The sequence below is a fragment of the Ensifer sp. 22460 genome, assembly GCF_052044935.1.
GTDB lineage: Bacteria > Pseudomonadota > Alphaproteobacteria > Rhizobiales > Rhizobiaceae > Ensifer.
The window spans coordinates 96549-113698 of record NZ_JBQENZ010000014.1 but is presented as its reverse complement, the minus strand read 5'-3'; the positions used below and the strand labels follow the sequence as shown (position 1 = coordinate 113698).

The following is a 17150-nucleotide window of genomic DNA, read 5'->3' as shown; positions in this document are numbered from 1 at the left end:
GTCCCTGCTACCGGCGGACAAACTGTAACAATTCGCCCATGTCGTCAAACAGCACGTCGGGACCGAGATTCGCGAGACTTTGGCGGTGCCGGTCGGATCGGGCATGGCTGCCGCCGGCAAAGGCGAAGACCCGCATGCCCGCCGCCTTCGCCGCTTCGATACCCGCTGGACTGTCCTCGACGACGACGCAATCCCTGGGCGCGAAACCCATTTCGCGGCTCGCATGCAGGAAGAGATCAGGCGCCGGCTTGCCGTGTTTCACCATGGTGGCGGAGAAGATATTGGGCTCGAAGAGGTCGATGAGCCCGGTGACGGTCAGCGACAGGCGGATGCGTTCCGGCTGGCTGGACGAGGCGACGCAGCACGCACCCTCGAGCCCTTCGACCGCTTCGCGGATACCTGCAATCGGCTGCAATTCGGTGCGGAAGCGCTGATACAGACGAAGGCGCATGCCCTCGAGGAAGGCATCGTCGGTGGCAAGGCCATATTCGTCGTGGAGGATCGCCGACATGCTTTTCAGGCTGCGCCCGAGAAATCGTTCCGTCGCTTCTTCGGCGGTCATCGGAACGCCGGCGGCCGAGAGCACGTCCACCAGCACTTCCAGCGAGATCGGCTCGCTATCGACAAGCACGCCGTCGCAATCGAAAATCACCAGCCTGGACGCTGTGTCCGCCATCGCACCCTACCCCTTACAGCTACGCGCGATATAAGGCGCCAAGGTCGCTGTAACGCTTTGAATTGGCGCATAATCTCGTCCCTGGTTCGATGTGATCCAGGGAATTATGCGGTGAGCTTGTCGTCCAGATAAAGCTGGAGCGTAGCGCGCGTACCCCTTTCCCAGAGGGTTTTCAATGCATGGCTGAAACGGCGGCGGAAGAGATCGGAGCGCGCGACATCGCCGAAGATATCGCCGAGCTCCAGGAAGGCCACCGGATCGTTCTTGGCGGCAAGCGCCGCCTTGTTCAGCCGGTCGGCGCTCTGGTCGTTGAAGACGATCGCCTTGCCGCTGTCGGACGTGCCGGCGAAGTAGCGGCACCACAGTGCCGAAACCAGCGACAGACCGACGACATCTTCGCCGCGCGCTAGGCGATCGGCCGTCGACGGCAGGATGAATTTCGGCTGGCGGTTGGAACCGTCCTGCGCCAGACGCGGGATCGTGTCACCGATCTTCGGATTGGCAAAGCGCGTCTCGATCAGCTTGTAGTAATCGCCGAGATCGGTGTTCGGCACGGGCGGAATGACCGGAATGATCTCGTCATGTTCAAGCTTGGCAAGAAAGGCACGGATCAGCGGCTCTTCCATCGCCTCATGCACGAAATGAATGTCGAGCAGAGCCGCCGGATAGGCGATCGCCGCATGGCCGCCGTTGAGGATGCGGATCTTCATGTGTTCGTACGGCGCGACGTCGGGCACGAACTGGACGCCGACCTTCTCCAGCGCCGGACGGCCGAGCGGGAAATGGTCTTCAAGCACCCATTGCTTGAATTCCTCGCAGAACACCGGCCAGGCGTCCTCTATGCCGTAATCGTCGGCGACAATGCCGATTTCACGTGTGCCGGTTGCCGGCGTGATCCGGTCCACCATGCCGTTCGGGAAAGCGACATTGGCATCGATCCAGTCAGCGAAATCAGCATCGACGAGCCGAGCAAGGCCGGAAACAGCGGCATGCGTGACCTCGCCATTGCCGGGAATGTTGTCGCAGGACATCACGGTGAAGGGCGGAACGTTCTTGTCGCGGCGCGCTTTCAGGCCGGCGACGATCAGTCCGAACACGGTCTTCGGAGCAGCCGGGTTCTGCGCGTCGGCGACGATTGCCGGATGGGTCGGGTTGAATACACCCGACGCCGGATCGATGAAATAACCGCCTTCGGTGATCGTCAGCGACACGATGCGGATCGCCGGATCGGTCAGCCTCGCGATGATCGCCGGGATGTCGCCTGGTTCCAGGTAGTCGATCATCGCGCCGGTGATATGGGCGCCGGTGCGGTTGTTGTCCTGCTCGACGACCGTCGTCAGGAAATCCTGCGCCGCGAGTTTCGCCCGCATCGTTGCATCGGAGGCAAGTACGCCGGCACCGATGATGGCCCAATCCCGGTCGTGGCCGGCATTGAAGAGATCGTCGAGATAGACGGCCTGGTGCGCCCTATGGAAGTTGCCGACGCCAAAATGCACGATCCCCGCCGTCAATTGCGACCGGTCGTAGTTCGGCACGCCGGCCTTGGCCTTGATCGTGTCGAGGGCGGCAAGTGAGAGTTTGGTCGTCATGATCCCGTATCCTTTCGAGGCTTCACCGGCTGCGCAGGCTCAGCTCATCCAGTTGCCGCCGTCGACGTTGTAGGTCTGCGAGACGACGTAGTCGCTCTCGGCTGAGGCGAGGAAGATCGCCATTCCGGTCAGGTCCTCGGCCGTTCCCATGCGCCCATAGGGCACCTCCGCGCCAACCAGCTTCTTCTTTTCGCCGAGCGGGCGGTTTTCGTATTTGGCAAACAGCGCGTCGACGCCGTCCCAGTGCTCGCCGTCGACCACACCGGGCGCGATCGCGTTGACGTTGATGCCGTGCTTGATGAGGTTGAGGCCGGCCGACTGGGTAAGGCTGATGACCGCCGCCTTGGTGGCGCAATAGATCGCGACCAACGCTTCGCCGCGGCGGCCCGCCTGGCTCGCCATGTTGATGATCTTGCCGCCCCTGCCCTGGGCGATCATCTGCTTTGCGGCCGCCTGCAGCGCGAACAGCGTGCCGGCAACATTGATCGAAAACAGCCGGTCATAGCTTTCGCGGGTGATTTCGACGATCGGCGCAAGGTCGAAGAGTGCTGCATTGTTGACGAGGATATCGAGGCCGCCCGCTTGCCTGACGACCGCTGCGATCGCAGCATCGATCGATGCCTGCTGCGTCACGTCCATCTCGACCGCGTAGGCGCCGGCACCGATCTCGGAGGCCGTCTGCCGTGCCCGTTCGATATTGATGTCGGCGATCGCGACCGTGGCGCCTTCGCGGATATAAGCCTCCGCGAAGGCACGGCCGATCCCCCGCGCAGACCCGGTGATCAGCGCGCTTTTACCTTCGAGCCTTCTCATCGCACTGCCAACCCCTTGTCGTCGAACCTGTGGACGCGCTGTGGGTCCGGCGTCAGGAACACGCGATCGCCGTGGGTGACGGCAAAGTCGCCGCTGACGCGCGCCGTCACCGTGCCGATGCCGTCGTCGACATTGACGTGCAGGAAGGTGTCGGAGCCGAGGTGTTCGGCGACGCCGACCGTGCCCTGCCAGCTGCCACTATCTTTGGAGAGCGCCAGATGCTCGGGGCGGATGCCCATCGTATGCGCCTGATAGGCAGAAGCCGCAGGACCAGTGACGATATTCATGCGCGGCGAACCGATGAAGCCCGCGACGAACAGATTGTCCGGCTTGTGGTAGAGGTCGAGCGGCGAGCCGACCTGCTCGATGCGCCCACGATTGAGCACCACGATCTTGTCGGCCATGGTCATGGCCTCCACCTGATCGTGGGTGACGTAAATCATCGTCGTCTTCAGGTCCTGGTGCAGCTGGCTGATCTCCAGCCGCATGTTGACGCGAAGCGCTGCATCGAGGTTCGACAGCGGCTCGTCGAACAGGAAGGCCTTCGGCTGGCGCACGATCGCCCGGCCGATCGCGACGCGCTGGCGCTGACCGCCGGAAAGCTGCCGCGGCTTGCGGTCGAGATAATCGGTAAGGTTCAGCACGCGCGCCGCATCCGACACCTTCTTGTCGATGACGGCCTTGTCCTCGCCCGCCATCTTCAGCGGAAAGGCGATGTTCGAGCGCACGCTCATGTGCGGATAGAGCGCGTAGGACTGGAACACCATCGACAGGCCGCGCTGTGCCGGCGGCAGTTCGGTGGCGTTCTTGCCATCGATGACGATGTCGCCGTCGCTGACATCTTCCAGGCCGGCGATCAGCCTGAGCAGCGTCGACTTTCCGCAACCGGACGGGCCGACGAAGACGACGAACTCGCCATTGTTGATGTCGAGGTCGATCGAGGGGATGACGGCATGGGCGCCGAAGACCTTCGAAACCTTGCTGAGTGTAATGCTTCCCATTGTCGTATCCCTTATTTGACCGCGCCGAAGGTGAGGCCGCGTACGAGCTGTTTCTGCGAGAACCAGCCGAGTATGAGGATGGGGGCGATCGCCATGGTCGAGGCGGCCGAGAGCTTGGCGTAGAACAGGCCTTCGGGGCTCGAATAGGAGGCGATGAAGGCAGTCAGCGGCGCGGCTTTCGCGGCACTGAGGTTCAGCGTCCAGAACGCCTCGTTCCAGGCGAGGATGATGTTGAGCAGAAGCGTCGAGGCGATGCCGGGGATCGCCATCGGCGTCAGCACATAGATGATCTCCTTGGAGAGCGAGGCGCCGTCCATGCGGGCGGCCTCCAGGATTTCGCCGGGGATCTCCTTAAAGTAGGTGTAGAGCATCCAGATGATGATCGGCAGGTTGATCAGCGTCAGCACAATGACGAGGCCGGTACGGGTGTCGAGCAGGCCGGTGTTGCGGAACATCAGATACATCGGCACCAGCACGCCGACCGACGGCATCATCTTGGTGGAGAGCATCCACATCAGGACGTCCTTGGTGCGCTTGGTCGGCGAGAACGCCATCGCCCAGGCGGACGGAATGGCGATGATCAGGCCGATCAGCGTCGAGCCGAAGGAGACGACGACCGAGTTCATGAAGTGCAGGAAGTAATTCGATCGGCTCTGCACCTCGTGATAGTTCTCCGTCGTCCAGTCGAAGAAGAACAGGGACGGCGGCGAGGCGATCGCCTCGGCCTCGGTCTTGAAGCTCGTCAGGAACGTCCAGAGGATCGGGAAGAAGATCAGGATGCCGATCGTCCAGGCGACGACGGTAACGACGATCTTTCTTTGGGTGGAGACATTGCGTGCCATGGTTCTCAAGCCTCCAGCGTCTTGCCGATCATGCGCATCAGGAAGAATGCGACGATGTTGGCGAGGATGACGGCGATGATGCCGCCGGCGGATGCGCCGCCCACGTCGAACTGCAGCAGGGCCTGCGCATAGACGAGGAAGGTGAGGTTCGTGCTCTGCGTACCCGGCCCGCCATTGGTCGTCACCAGGATCTCGGCGAAGACCGAGAGCAGGAAGATCGTCTGGATCAGGATCACCACGGTGATGGCGCGCGAGAGATGCGGCAGCACCAGATAGATGAAGCGGCTCCAGGCGCCGGCGCCGTCCATCTGTGCGGCTTCCTTCTGCTCTTCATCGAGCGACTGCAGGGCCGTCAGAAGGATCAGCGTCGCAAAGGGCAGCCATTGCCAGGCGACGATCAGGATCACCGACATCAGCGGTGCATTGGCGAGAAAGTCGAAGGGCTGCAGCCCGAAGAGCTTGGCCACCCAGGCGAAGAGCCCGTTGACCGGATTCATGAACATGTTCTTCCAGACGAGTGCGGCGACCGTCGGCATGATCAGGAACGGCGCGATCACCAGGATGCGCACGATCCCCTGCCCGAACATCGGCTGGTCGAGCAACAGCGCCAGTGCGATGCCGCCGACGACGGTGATGAACAGCACACCGAGCACGATCGCGAGCGTGTTGAAGATCGCCTGGAAGAAGGCGGGATCGGTGAGGAAGTAGCTGTAGTTCGAAAAGCCGGCGAACTCCTCCATCCCCGGCATCAACAGATTGTAGCGCAGGAACGAGAAGTAGATGGTCATGGCCAGCGGAACGATCATCCAGGCCAGAAGCAGAAGCACCGAAGGCGCGATCATCAGCCGCGCGGCGGAGCGGGTGTGCAAGGTCGCCATGGCGTCCCCCCAATGAAGGAATTCAATGCTGTTTCGAGATCGGGCCGGGCCGGCGCGTTTGTCCGCACGAGCCCAGTGGCCGCCTCCGGGAATTACCGGGGCGCCAGCCATTTGCGGCCGGCACCCCGGGCCCTTGGGAGCGCTATTTGATGTAACCGGCCTTGGTCATTTCGCGTTCGGTCAGCTTCTGGGCGCTGGCAAGCGCATCGTCGACGCTCATCTGACCGGCAAGGGCCGCCGAGAACTGCTGGCCGACCGCCGTGCCGAGACCCTGGAATTCAGGGATCGCCACGAACTGCACGCCGACATAGGGCACCGGCTTGACGGCCGGGTTCTTCGGATCGGCCGCGTTGATCGAGTCGAGCGTCATCTTCGCGAACGGCGCCGCCTTCTGGTACTCGGGGTTGGCGTAGAGCGAGGTTCGCGTGCCCGGAGGTACGTTCGCCCAGCCTTCCTTGTCAGCCACGAGCTTCAGATAGTCCTTGCCGGTTGCCCAGGCGATGAACTTCTCGGCCGAAGCGACCTTCTGCGAGCCGGCGGGGATCGCGAGGTTCCAGGCCCAGAGCCAGTTGCCGCGCTTGCCGAGGCCGGTGTCCGGAGCGAGCGCGAAGCCGACCTTGTCGGCAACGGTCGATTCCTTCGGGTTGGTGACGAAGGAGGCCGCAACCGTCGCATCGATCCACATGCCGCACTTGCCGGTCTGGAACAGCGACAGGTTTTCGTTGAAGCCGTTCGAGGAAGCGCCGGGCGGTCCGGCGTCGTTCATCAGCTTGACGTAGAAGTCGAGTGCGTTCTTCCATTCCGGCTGATCGAACTGCGGCTTCCAGTTCTCGTCGAACCAGCGGGCGCCGAAGGCGTTCGCGGTCGCCGTCAGGAAGGCCATGTTCTCGCCCCAGCCGGCCTTGCCGCGCAGGCAGATGCCGTAGAGTTCGTTGTTCTTGTCGGTGATCTTGCGCGCCGCGTCGGCAATGAAGTCCCAGGTCGGCGCGTCGGGCATGGTGAGCCCCGCCTTCTCGAACAGGTCCTTGCGGTACATCACCATCGAGCTTTCGCCGTAGAACGGCGCAGCATAGAGCTTGCCGTCGATGGTCAGGCCGGAGCGGATCGCCGGCAGGAGGTCGTCGACGTCGTAGTCGGCGCCGAGATTGTCGAGCGGCAGCAGCCAGCCCTGCTTCGCCCAGATCGGCACTTCATAGGTGCCGATCGTCATGATGTCGTACTGGCCGCCCTTGGTGGCGATGTCGGTCGTCACGCGCTGGCGCAGCACGTTTTCCTCGAGCGTCACCCACTCGAGTTGAATGTCCGGATTCTTGGACGTGAAATCCTCCGTCAGCTTCTGCATCCGGATCATGTCGCCGTTGTTCACGGTCGCGATCGTCAGGGTTTCTGCTTGGGCCAGACCCGACAGCGCGACTGCCGAGCACGTGCCCAGCAGGAAAGTTCTCAAGTTCATCGACTTCCTCCCAGAAGAATTGAGCATTTGCCTCGCTCATGAGCAATTACTCACTTCTCATGACAAATTGTCAATGCGCAATCGTTGCTGCGCCGCACACAGAAACATTAGAAGATTGTTTTGATTGCCGATTTTTTCTTTACGCAAGTGCGAAAGGCCGGCGCTGGGCCGGCCTTTTAACGGACGCGCTCTTTGCGATCAGGCGTTGAGCAGATAGCGCGCCGTCGCCTCATCGGTGATAAGACCGTTGATGATTCCACCCTTCACGGCCGCCCACAGCGCTTCGTACTTGCGCCGCCCCTTGGCAAGGCCGATCACCGACGCCTTGTCCCGCGAGGGAAGCGGCACCGAAGCGACGCGTTCGTTGAAGCTGCCGGAGAGCAATACGCCGTCATGGTCGAACATCCAGCCGCAGATTTCGCCGGCCGCGCCAGCTCTGGTAAGACCGGCCATCTCGTCCTGCGCCAGGAACCCGTCCTGGCAAAGCGGCGCGTCCGGGCCGAGTTCGCCGACGCCGACGAAGGCGACATTGGCTTCTGCGCCGAGCTTCAGGGCCACCTGAACCAGGCTCTGGCTGTGCAGCACTTCCCTCTCCTCCGGCGAGGCGGCGAGCACGGGCAGCGGCATCGGAAAATGCCGCGCCTTGACCGCATCGGCCATGCTGAAGATGACGTTGTAATAGGCGGCCGAGCCGTCGAGGCCGATATTGCCGGTGAGCGAAACGATGCGGTGCTGCGGACATTCCATCGGCGGCAGCTGGTCGACCGCCGCCTTCAGCGTGCGTCCGGTACCGATCGCCAACACCTGCGGCTCCGGCAACTTCAGCCAGCGCTCGATTTCGGCAGCACCCGCCTCGGCAATGCCGACGGTCGTCGAGGTCGACCCCGGATCGCTCGGCACGACCTCCACATGCTTCAGCCCGTATCTGTCGCGCAGGCCCGCCGCCGCCTCCAGACATGCGGCGATCGGATGGTCGAGCCGAACCTTGATCAGCCGCTCGGACATGGCGAGAGAAACGAGCCGCTGCGCCGATTGGCGCGAAATCCCCATGACGGTCGCGATCTCGTCCTGGGTGCGGCCGGCGACATAGTATAGCCAGCCCGCCCGGGCGGCGTCATCAAGCCTGTTGTTCGCCTCGCCCCTGCGCGCCATGCCTGTTCTCCGTTCCCCCGGATGACGATGATTTTGGGTCGAACTCCCCAAAGACATCGTGATCGATTCTCTCAAGTTAGAGCGGGGAGCGGCCGAAAAACCGCAAACACCATTCCTCATCCCGCTCTAATTTGCTGCCACTATTTGCCCTGCCCTGTCAAACATCGGCCAAGAACAATGGCTTGGCGCGCCGGCAGAAAAGCCCGGGATCACAAGGCTTTCCGGTGATTTCGACCGCAAACTTTTACCGTTTGATAAAAAAATAAAGCATGTTACCGTTCCATCATCCTGAGAAAACATTGGGAGCCAAAAATGGGAACGACACAATCTGGGATCCTCGGCGGCCGCCTGCCGCTCGGGGAGTACGAGAGCAATTTCTCCGACCTCCATCCGCCGCTCGACAAGCACGAGGCCCTCGTCGCTTCCGACCGCTGTTATTTCTGTCATGACGCGCCGTGCATGACAGCCTGTCCCACCTCCATCGATATCCCGCTGTTCATTCGACAGATATCGACTGGAAACCCGATCGGATCGGCCAAGACGATCTTCGACCAGAACATCCTGGGCGGCATGTGCGCCCGCGTCTGTCCCACCGAAACGCTCTGCGAACAGGCCTGCGTTCGCAACACCGCCGAGGAGCGCCCGGTCGAGATCGGCCGCCTGCAGCGCTATGCGACCGACGTGGCGATGATGGAAAACAAGCAGTTCTACACCCGCGCAGAAAGCTCCGGCCGTAAGGTCGCCGTCGTCGGCGCCGGACCGGCGGGACTGGCGGCGGCCCATCGGCTCGCCGTCAAGGGCCACGACGTCGTGATCTACGACGCCCGTCCGAAGTCGGGCGGCCTCAACGAATACGGCATTGCCGCCTACAAGTCGGTCGACGACTTCGCCCAGAAGGAAGTCGACTACGTGCTGTCGATCGGCGGCATCGAGGTTCGCAACGGCCAGGCACTCGGGCGGGAGTTCAGTCTTGCCGAACTCTCCGAGCAGTATGATGCCGTCTTCCTCGGTCTCGGCCTCGTCGGCGTGAATGCCCTGCGCATGGAAGGCGAAAACGCCGAGGGCGTCGAAGATGCCGTCGACTTCATCGCAGCACTGCGTCAGTCGAAGACGAAGGCCGACATCCCCGTCGGGCGCCGTGTCGTCGTCCTCGGCGGCGGCATGACCGCGATCGACGCCGCCGTCCAGGCAAAGCTGCTCGGCGCCGAAGAGGTAACGATCTGTTATCGCCGCGGCAAGGAGCACATGAACGCCTCCGAGTTCGAGCAGGATCTCGCCACCTCCAAGGGCGTCACCATCCGCCATTGGCTGCAGCCGAAGCGCATTGCCGAAAAGGACGGCAAGGTCGCAGGCATCGAGCTGGAATACACCACGCTTGAAGACGGAAAGCTGACGGCGACCGGCGAAACGGGTATCATTGCCGCCGATCAGATCTTCAAGGCAATCGGCCAGAGCTTCCTCGGAAGCGGCCTTGGCGCCCTGCAGCTTGAAGGCGGCCGTATCGTCACCGATGCCGAAGGGCGAACCTCGATCGACAACGTCTGGGCCGGTGGCGACTGCGTGCTCGGCGGCGAAGACCTCACCGTCTCGGCCGTCGCCATGGGCCGCGATGCGGCTGAATCGATCAACCGGGCCCTCGCCGCGGCAGCGCCGCATGCGAGCGCAGTTGCCTAAAGGATCGGGAGGAGAAACCAATGGCTGATCTTCGCAATAACTTCGTCGGCATCAAATCCCCGAACCCGTTCTGGCTGGCATCCGCCCCGCCGACGGACAAGGCCTATAACGTCGAGCGCGCCTTCAAGGCGGGCTGGGGCGGCGTCGTCTGGAAAACGCTCGGCGAAGAAGGACCGCCGGTCGTCAACGTCAACGGACCGCGCTACGGCGCGATCTGGGGTGCCGACCGCCGGCTGCTGGGCTTCAACAATATCGAGCTCATCACCGACCGCGACCTTTATGTGAACCTGCGCGAAATGAAGCAGGTCAAGATGAACTGGCCGGACCGGGCCCTGATCGCCTCGATCATGGTGCCCTGCGAGGAAGAGGCGTGGAAGGCGATCCTGCCGTTGGTGGAAGAAACCGGCGCCGACGGCATCGAGCTCAACTTCGGCTGTCCGCACGGCATGTCCGAGCGCGGTATGGGCGCTGCGGTCGGCCAGGTGCCGGAATATATCGAGATGGTCGTGCGCTGGTGCAAGCAGTACACGCGCATGCCTGTCATCACCAAGCTGACGCCGAATATCACCGACATCCGCAAGCCTGCCCGCGCCGCCAAGGCCGGCGGCACCGACGCCGTGTCGCTGATCAACACGATCAACTCGATCGTGTCAGTCGATCTCGACAACTTCGCCCCGAACCCGACGGTCGGCGGCAAGGGCACTCATGGCGGCTATTGCGGCCCGGCGGTCAAGCCGATCGCACTCAACATGGTCGCCGAAATCGCCCGCGATCCCGAAACCTATGGCCTGCCGATCTCCGGCATCGGTGGCATAACCACCTGGCGCGACGCGGCCGAATTCCTGGTGCTTGGCGCCGGTAACGTGCAGGTCTGCACCGCGGCGATGACCTACGGCTTCAAGATTGTCCAGGAAATGATCTCCGGCCTTTCCGACTGGATGGATGCCAAGGGTCACCGCGACCTCGACGACATCACCGGCCGCGCCGTGCCGAATGTCACCGACTGGCAGTACCTCAACCTCAACTATATCGCCAAGGCCAAGATCGATCAGGATTCCTGCATCAAGTGCGGCCGCTGTCACATCGTCTGCGAGGACACCTCGCACCAGGCGATCACCCAGTTCGTCAACGGCGTGCGCCACTTCGAGGTAATGGAAGACGAGTGCGTCGGCTGCAACCTCTGCGTCAGCGTCTGTCCGGTCGAGAACTGCATCACCATGGAAGAACTGCCGGCCGGCACGATCGACCAGCGCACCGGCAAGCCGGTCGACCCGAACTACGCCAACTGGACGACCCACCCGAACAACCCGATGGCCCGCCAGGCCGCGGAGTAAGGGCGCCCAAGCGGGTTCGCCCGCGATCGCATCGAGCAAAGCCGTCGGACATCCATCCGGCGGCTTTGTCTTTCAACCCTGGAACTCGACGACCACCTTGCCGAACGGCCCGCGATCGAGATGCGCCAGCGCCTCGGGTAACTCTGCGAAGCGGTAGCGGGCATCGATGACCGGCCTGATGCCGGTCCGATCGATGGCGCCGACCAGATCTTCCAGCGCCCGGCGATGGCCGACGCCGATGCCCTGGATGACCGGCGACTTCAACAGCACAAACGGCGCCGGCGCCGAGATCTCGCCGCCTTCGAGCACGCCGATGACAGAGATCCGCCCCTGCACGGCCACCGCTTGCAACGACTTGCCGAGATTGGCGCCACCGGCGAGCTCGAGGATATGGTCCGCGCCATGATCGCCGGTAATGTCGAGAACACGCTCCGCCCAGTCTTCCGACAGCCGGTTTACGCCGTGATCGGCTCCAAGCGCGCGCGCACGTTCGAGCTTTTCCTGACTGGCCGATGTCACGATCACTTCGGCCCCGTACGCCTTGGCGATCTGCAGCCCGAACAGTGAAACACCGCCGGTACCCTGCACGACGACGCGGTCGCCGGCCTTCGGATGCCCCGTCTCGACCAGAGCGAACCAGGCCGTCAGCCCGGCGCAGGGCAAGGTGCTCGCCTCGCCATCGTCGAGGCTCTCAGGTGCCTTCACGAACCAGTCCTCTGGGAAGGCGACATATTCGGAGGCAACACCCGGGTTGAGGCCCCCAAGCGCAAACGACGTCGGATGACGGGCGGTCCCCGGCTTCTGACCGTCAATCCAGGTCGGATCGAAGACGGAAATCACACGATCGCCCGGCTTAAACCGCGTGACGTCGCGGCCGACCGCTTCCACCACGCCGGCCATGTCGGAACCCGGCACAAAGGGGAAGGCGAGCGGCATGCCCATGCCGTTTTCCAGCACCAGCTTGTCGCGAAAGTTGAGCGACAAGGCGGTGGTGCGAACGAGCACCTCGCCCGCACCCGGCTCAGGAACGCGCCGCTCGGTGACCTTCAGGTTCGAGGCGCCGAATGTATCGATCGTCCATTCCTTCATCAGTCTTGCCATGGTCTTTCCTTTCATCGGTTTGCTGATGAAGAAACCATAGCGTTGAATTTATCTCTCCAGTTGCGATATGATTTCGCCATATTGGTTCCACTAAGGATACAAACATGAGCTACCTGAACGGAGTTTCGGTGTTCGTGGAAGCGGCCGACGCCGGCGGCTTTTCTGCGGCGGCCGAAAGGCTCAACCTGTCGCGCTCGGCAGTCGGAAAAACGGTCGCCAAGCTGGAACAGAGGCTGGGCGTTCGCCTCTTCCATCGCACCACCCGCACCCAGAGCCTGACCGACGAAGGCCAGCTCTTCTACGAAAACTGCCTGAGGGCGCTCGGCGAAATCAGGGCCGGAGAGGCGCTGCTGGAATCGGGCAAACAGGAGATCCGGGGCCGCCTGCGCCTGTCGATGCCTGTGCATTTCGGCCGCCAATGCATCATGCCGCTGCTGTCGGAACTGCTCCGGCTGCATCCGCACCTGGAATTCGATCTCAACTTCAGCGACCGCAACGTCGACCTCATCGAGGACGGCTTCGATCTCGCCATCCGCTCCGGCCCGCTGAGGAGCGATCCCGAACTGATGACGCGCAAGATCGCCGACCAGCGCATGATCGTATGCGCTTCACCGGCCTATCTTGAAGCAAACGGCACGCCTGGAACGATCGATGACCTGATGTCGCATCAGGCGATCCTCTACCGGCGCAGCGGACAGCCGCTCGCTTGGTCTTTTCCCGTCAAGGCCGGCCAGCCCCAGGCGATCACGCCGCCGGCGCGGCTGCGGCTCGATGACCTGACCTCAATCGCCGACGCGGCAGCCGACGGCTTCGGTATCGCCTGGCTGCCGTGCTGGCTCGTGGGAAACCGAATCGCCGCCGGCTCGCTGGTCCGGATTCTCGCCGATGCGCCGGCGCTCTCCTATGGCGCCTATGTCGTCTGGCCGAAAACCCAATACATGCCGCCAAAGCTGCGGCTGCTCATCGATACGCTTGCCGCACGCCTGCCGGCCATGATGGAATGAAGCAAGCGGTGGCCGCTGTTTCCGGCGCCGCCATCACAAGCCAAAAGCATGGGGAGTTCGACATGCATGTGGCGAACCCGTTCGAACGACGGCACCGAACCCCGCTCAATAGCGCTCCCCGCCGATAACGAACAGGACACGAAAACGAAACAGATTGTGTAAAAATGGTAAGTTGTCGACCCGCGCGATCTGGATAATAAGGGAGAACTCACACCGGGGGTGCGTGACGTTCGATCCGGGATCGGCGACGCATCTTCCGACGGTTTTGAAACTGCGGCCGGACAAAGCTCCGGCAGAGCCGGACTTTTGCTTGACGATCATTTCGGCCAACCGACGCAAGCGAATGCACCTCGTATCCGGGGCGATACTCGGTTCGTTCGTGCTGGCCCATTTCTTCAACCATTCGCTCGGTCTCATTTCCATCGAAGCGATGGAAACCGCCCGCAAGGCGTTCAATCTCATCTGGCACAGCGTCCCCGGCACGGTGCTCCTCTACGGCGCCCTGCTGCTGCATTTCGCCATGGCGCTCGAAAGCATCTACCGCCGGCAGACGCTCAGAATGCCGGCGCGCGAAGCGCTGAAGATCATCTTCGGTCTCAGCCTGCCGTTTCTGCTGATCGGCCATGTTACCGCCGCGCGCGTCGAACCGCTCTTCACAGGCGTCGATACGGATTACCCGGACATGCTCCGGATTCTCTGGTCGAACTCGGTCAACGCCATCAGGCAATCGGTCGCCCTCTTGCTCGTCTGGGGCCATGGCTGCCTCGGCGCCTGGTTCTGGATGCGCGGCCGCGCCTGGTTCCCGCGCTATGAAATCCTGCTTTACACAGTCGCAATCCTCTTGCCGATCTTCGCGTTGCTCGGCTTCGTCAGCGGCGCCCGCTCGATCGAGAGCAATTATGAAGAACACGGTGGCTACGGCGACAGGGCCGACACCAAGCCGGCGGTCGATCTCACGCTTCTCGAGGATATCCGCCTCGGCCTCTATCTCGGTTTCGGCGGGCTGATCGGTGGCACCTTCCTGCTGCGGGCGATGCCGAAGGGCGGCCGCATTCGCGTCCGTTATCCCGATGGCAGGACCGCAACCGTCAATCTCGGCTTCAGCGTGCTGGAAGCAAGCCGCGCCGCCGGTATCCCGCATGTCTCGGTCTGCGGCGGCCGCGGGCGTTGCTCGACCTGCCGCGTCCGCGTCATCCAGGGATTGGAAGACCAGCCTGCCCCTGAGGACGCCGAGCTTGCGACGCTGACCCGTATCGGCGCGCCCGACAATGTCCGTCTCGCCTGCCAGTTCCGCCCTGTGCACAACGTCACCGTCGTGCCGATCCTCGACAGCGACAGCCTCGGTATCAAGAAACAGATCGGACGCGAGGGCGGCGAAGGCCGGGAGCGACGCATCGCCGTGCTCTTCTGCGATATGCGCGGCTTTACCAGCATTGCCGAACACAAGCTGCCCTTCGACACAGTGTTCCTGCTCAACCGCTACTTCGAAATGGTGGGCGAAGCGGTCGAGGATTCCGGCGGCGTCATCGACAAGTTCATCGGCGATGGCGCGCTCGCGATCTTCGGCCTCAAGAGCTCCTATACCGAGGCCTGCCGGCAGTCGCTCGCCGCCGCCGTGCGCATATCCAAGGGTATCGAGACGCTCAATCAGACCTTCCGCGGCGAACTCGACGAACCGCTGCGCATCGCGATGGGGCTGCACTCCGGCCCCGCCATCATCGGTGAGATCGGCTATGGCCAGGCGACGTCGCTGACGGCCGTCGGCGACACGATCAACACCGCCAGCCGCTTGGAGGGCCTCGCCAAAGAGCATGACGTGCAGCTCGCCGTCTCCGCCGAACTCGTCAACCGGGCGGGTCTCGTGATCGAAGGCCATGAGCGGCTGGACATCGGCCTGCGCGGCCGGCAGGCGACGCTCGAAACCTGGATCGTCGAGGATGCCGCACGAATCTCCGCGGCCTTGCAACCAACGCCATCAAACGCTTAGGTTGGCGTCCCCGCCCTCATGCTCCCCGGAATCGTGAATGAAGCAGGACGTATCCCCGAAAACGCCCCACCAGGTTCACGCCATAGGCATCGAGAAGCTGAGGGCGCATCTGGCGATGATGAGCTTTGCCATCCTGATCGCCGGTTCTTTCTCCTTCGGCGGCCTCGCCACCCAGCACATGGGCGCCGGACCGCTGACGCTCTGGCGCTATCTGCTGACTGTCATCGTGCTGGGGCTGATGACCTTCGGCTATGCGCGCGTGCCTTTTCACTTCCCCAAGCAATCGTGGCGCTTCGTGATCCTCGGCGGCCTGATCGCGGTCTACATGCTGACGATGTTCAAGGCGCTGGAATTCACCAACCCGGTTTCCACCGGCGCGGTCTTCACCCTGATGCCGTTGCTCAGCGCCGGTTTCGCCTATCTGCTGCTCGGCCAGCGCACGCGCCCGGGCGTGCTCGCGGGCCTCATCATCGCAGCCCTCGGCGCCGTCTGGGTGATCTTCCGCGCCAATATCCAGGCGATCCTTGCCTTCGATATCGGCCAGGGCGAGCTAATCTTCTTCGTCGGCGTCGTCTGCCACGCGATCTATGTGCCGCTGATCCGCAAGTTCGGCCGACAGGAAAACCCCTTCGCCTTCGGCTTCTGGGTCGCGGTCTTCACCGTGCCCTGGCTGCTGGTGCCCGGTGGCATCGGTCTCATCACCACGGACTTTACAGCGCTTCCCGCGATCGTCTGGGTCGCCGTCCTCTATCTCGCCGTCGTCACCACCGCTATCACCTTCCTGCTGCTGCAATATGCTTCGATGCGGCTGCCGGCATCCAAGGTGCTCGGCTATGGCTATTTGACGCCGAGCTTCATCATTCTGCTCGAAGGGCTGCTCGGCCACGGCTGGACCAGCCTGCCGGTTCTTGCCGGCGCGCTGACCACGGCCTGCGGCCTGCTCCTGATGGCGCTGCTGCCCGATTGAAGATGTGCGGGCGGCTCAGGCCGCCGGCTGCTCGCTGACCTGCAGCCCGTCGACAAAGAGCCGCTCCAAAAAGCGCGCTGCGTCTTCGAACCGTCCCTCGCCGGCATTGCCCTGGCCAAGCACGGCGCGTACCTGCACGTCGAAGTCGGCATAATGCTGGGTCGTTGACCAGATCGCAAAGATCAGGTGGTAGGGGTCGCATTTGGCGATCTTGCCGGCTTTCGCCCAGGCGCGGATCACCTCCGCCTTCTCGTCGACCAGCGCCTTCAACGGCCCCTTGAGCTCGTCCTCGATATGCGGAGCACCCTGCAGCACCTCGTTGGCGAAGAGCCGGCTTTCGCGCGGATAGTCGCGGGCCATTTCGAGCTTGCGCCGGATGTAGCTGCGGATCTCGGCGACCGGATTTCCCTCGGCATTGAACTCGCGCAGGGGATCGAGCCAGGTATCGAGCACCCGGTCGATCAGCGCCCGGTGCATCGCTTCCTTCGTGCGGAAATAATAAAGCAAATTGGGCTTCGACATGCCCGCCACTTCGGCGATCTGGTCGACGGTCGCGCCGCGGAAACCATTGGCGGAGAAGACTTCAAGCGCCGCTTCCAGAATGCGCTCTTCTTTCTCTTCCTGGATGCGTGTCCGCCTCTGGGTCCTGGCCGCTCTCGGTAGTACCATCTGTCCCCCT

16 protein-coding genes are annotated in these 17150 nt (G+C 62.9%); 5 read left to right on the top strand and 11 right to left on the bottom strand.

The window, feature by feature from the left end:
- Positions 1-7: 7 nt before the first annotated feature.
- From ACTJKM_RS18670 to ACTJKM_RS18635, 8 genes are all read right to left on the bottom strand, one after another.
- Entirely contained in the window at positions 8-676 is a 669-nt protein-coding gene (locus ACTJKM_RS18670) for an HAD family hydrolase (RefSeq protein ID WP_058326447.1), read from the bottom strand.
- Positions 677-780: 104 nt separating this feature from the next.
- Positions 781-2265, bottom strand: coding sequence for a mannitol dehydrogenase family protein (locus tag ACTJKM_RS18665; RefSeq protein ID WP_093234888.1), 1485 nt, complete (start codon positions 2263-2265; stop codon positions 781-783).
- A gap of 39 nt (positions 2266-2304) precedes the next feature.
- Positions 2305-3078, bottom strand: a complete 774-nt coding sequence (locus ACTJKM_RS18660; RefSeq protein ID WP_057249063.1) for an L-iditol 2-dehydrogenase — start codon at positions 3076-3078, stop codon at positions 2305-2307.
- Positions 3075-4079 (bottom strand): ABC transporter ATP-binding protein, encoded by a 1005-nt coding sequence (locus ACTJKM_RS18655; protein ID WP_057249062.1) that lies wholly within the window; start codon positions 4077-4079, stop codon positions 3075-3077. The genes ACTJKM_RS18660 and ACTJKM_RS18655 overlap by 4 nt, the downstream gene beginning before the upstream one ends.
- 11 nt (positions 4080-4090) lie before the next feature.
- Positions 4091-4921 (bottom strand): carbohydrate ABC transporter permease, encoded by an 831-nt coding sequence (locus ACTJKM_RS18650; RefSeq protein WP_057249061.1) that lies wholly within the window; start codon positions 4919-4921, stop codon positions 4091-4093.
- Between the two features lie 5 nt (positions 4922-4926).
- Positions 4927-5799: a carbohydrate ABC transporter permease gene (locus ACTJKM_RS18645; protein ID WP_057249060.1), complete on the bottom strand. Its 873-nt coding sequence runs from the start codon at positions 5797-5799 to the stop codon at positions 4927-4929.
- 142 nt (positions 5800-5941) lie between these two features.
- Positions 5942-7252 carry an ABC transporter substrate-binding protein gene (locus tag ACTJKM_RS18640; RefSeq protein ID WP_057249059.1) on the bottom strand — a complete coding sequence of 437 codons (1311 nt, stop codon included), beginning with the start codon at positions 7250-7252 and terminating at the stop codon, positions 5942-5944.
- A gap of 198 nt (positions 7253-7450) precedes the next feature.
- Entirely contained in the window at positions 7451-8404 is a 954-nt protein-coding gene (locus tag ACTJKM_RS18635; protein WP_057249058.1) for a sugar-binding transcriptional regulator, read from the bottom strand.
- Positions 8405-8716: 312 nt separating this feature from the next.
- On the opposite strand from ACTJKM_RS18635, the gene ACTJKM_RS18630 reads away from it, so the two are divergent.
- On the top strand, positions 8717-10078 hold the full coding sequence (locus ACTJKM_RS18630; RefSeq protein ID WP_058326448.1) for an NAD(P)-dependent oxidoreductase: 1362 nt from the start codon (positions 8717-8719) through the stop codon (positions 10076-10078).
- Between the two features lie 20 nt (positions 10079-10098).
- Positions 10099-11412 (top strand): NAD-dependent dihydropyrimidine dehydrogenase subunit PreA, encoded by a 1314-nt coding sequence (gene preA, locus ACTJKM_RS18625; RefSeq protein WP_058320777.1) that lies wholly within the window; start codon positions 10099-10101, stop codon positions 11410-11412.
- A gap of 72 nt (positions 11413-11484) precedes the next feature.
- On the opposite strand, the gene ACTJKM_RS18620 is transcribed toward preA, so the two are convergent.
- Positions 11485-12513, bottom strand: a complete 1029-nt coding sequence (locus ACTJKM_RS18620; RefSeq protein WP_440660720.1) for a zinc-dependent alcohol dehydrogenase family protein — start codon at positions 12511-12513, stop codon at positions 11485-11487.
- Between the two features lie 104 nt (positions 12514-12617).
- On the opposite strand from ACTJKM_RS18620, the gene ACTJKM_RS18615 reads away from it, so the two are divergent.
- Entirely contained in the window at positions 12618-13517 is a 900-nt protein-coding gene (locus ACTJKM_RS18615) for a LysR family transcriptional regulator (RefSeq protein ID WP_058326450.1), read from the top strand.
- A 105-nt stretch (positions 13518-13622) separates the two neighbouring features.
- Here ACTJKM_RS18615 and ACTJKM_RS18610 read toward each other — a convergent pair whose 3' ends face one another.
- Positions 13623-13838: a hypothetical protein gene (locus tag ACTJKM_RS18610; protein WP_162764770.1), complete on the bottom strand. Its 216-nt coding sequence runs from the start codon at positions 13836-13838 to the stop codon at positions 13623-13625.
- Between ACTJKM_RS18610 and ACTJKM_RS18605 the strand changes: the two genes are divergently transcribed.
- On the top strand, positions 13828-15504 hold the full coding sequence (locus tag ACTJKM_RS18605) for an adenylate/guanylate cyclase domain-containing protein (protein WP_058326496.1): 1677 nt from the start codon (positions 13828-13830) through the stop codon (positions 15502-15504). The two genes, ACTJKM_RS18610 and ACTJKM_RS18605, sit on opposite strands and share 11 nt — an antisense overlap.
- 37 nt (positions 15505-15541) lie before the next feature.
- Positions 15542-16471: a DMT family transporter gene (locus ACTJKM_RS18600; RefSeq protein WP_058326451.1), complete on the top strand. Its 930-nt coding sequence runs from the start codon at positions 15542-15544 to the stop codon at positions 16469-16471.
- A 15-nt stretch (positions 16472-16486) separates the two neighbouring features.
- Here ACTJKM_RS18600 and rutR read toward each other — a convergent pair whose 3' ends face one another.
- On the bottom strand, positions 16487-17140 hold the full coding sequence (gene rutR, locus ACTJKM_RS18595; protein ID WP_057249052.1) for an HTH-type transcriptional regulator RutR: 654 nt from the start codon (positions 17138-17140) through the stop codon (positions 16487-16489).
- Between the last annotated feature and the right edge of the window lie 10 nt (positions 17141-17150).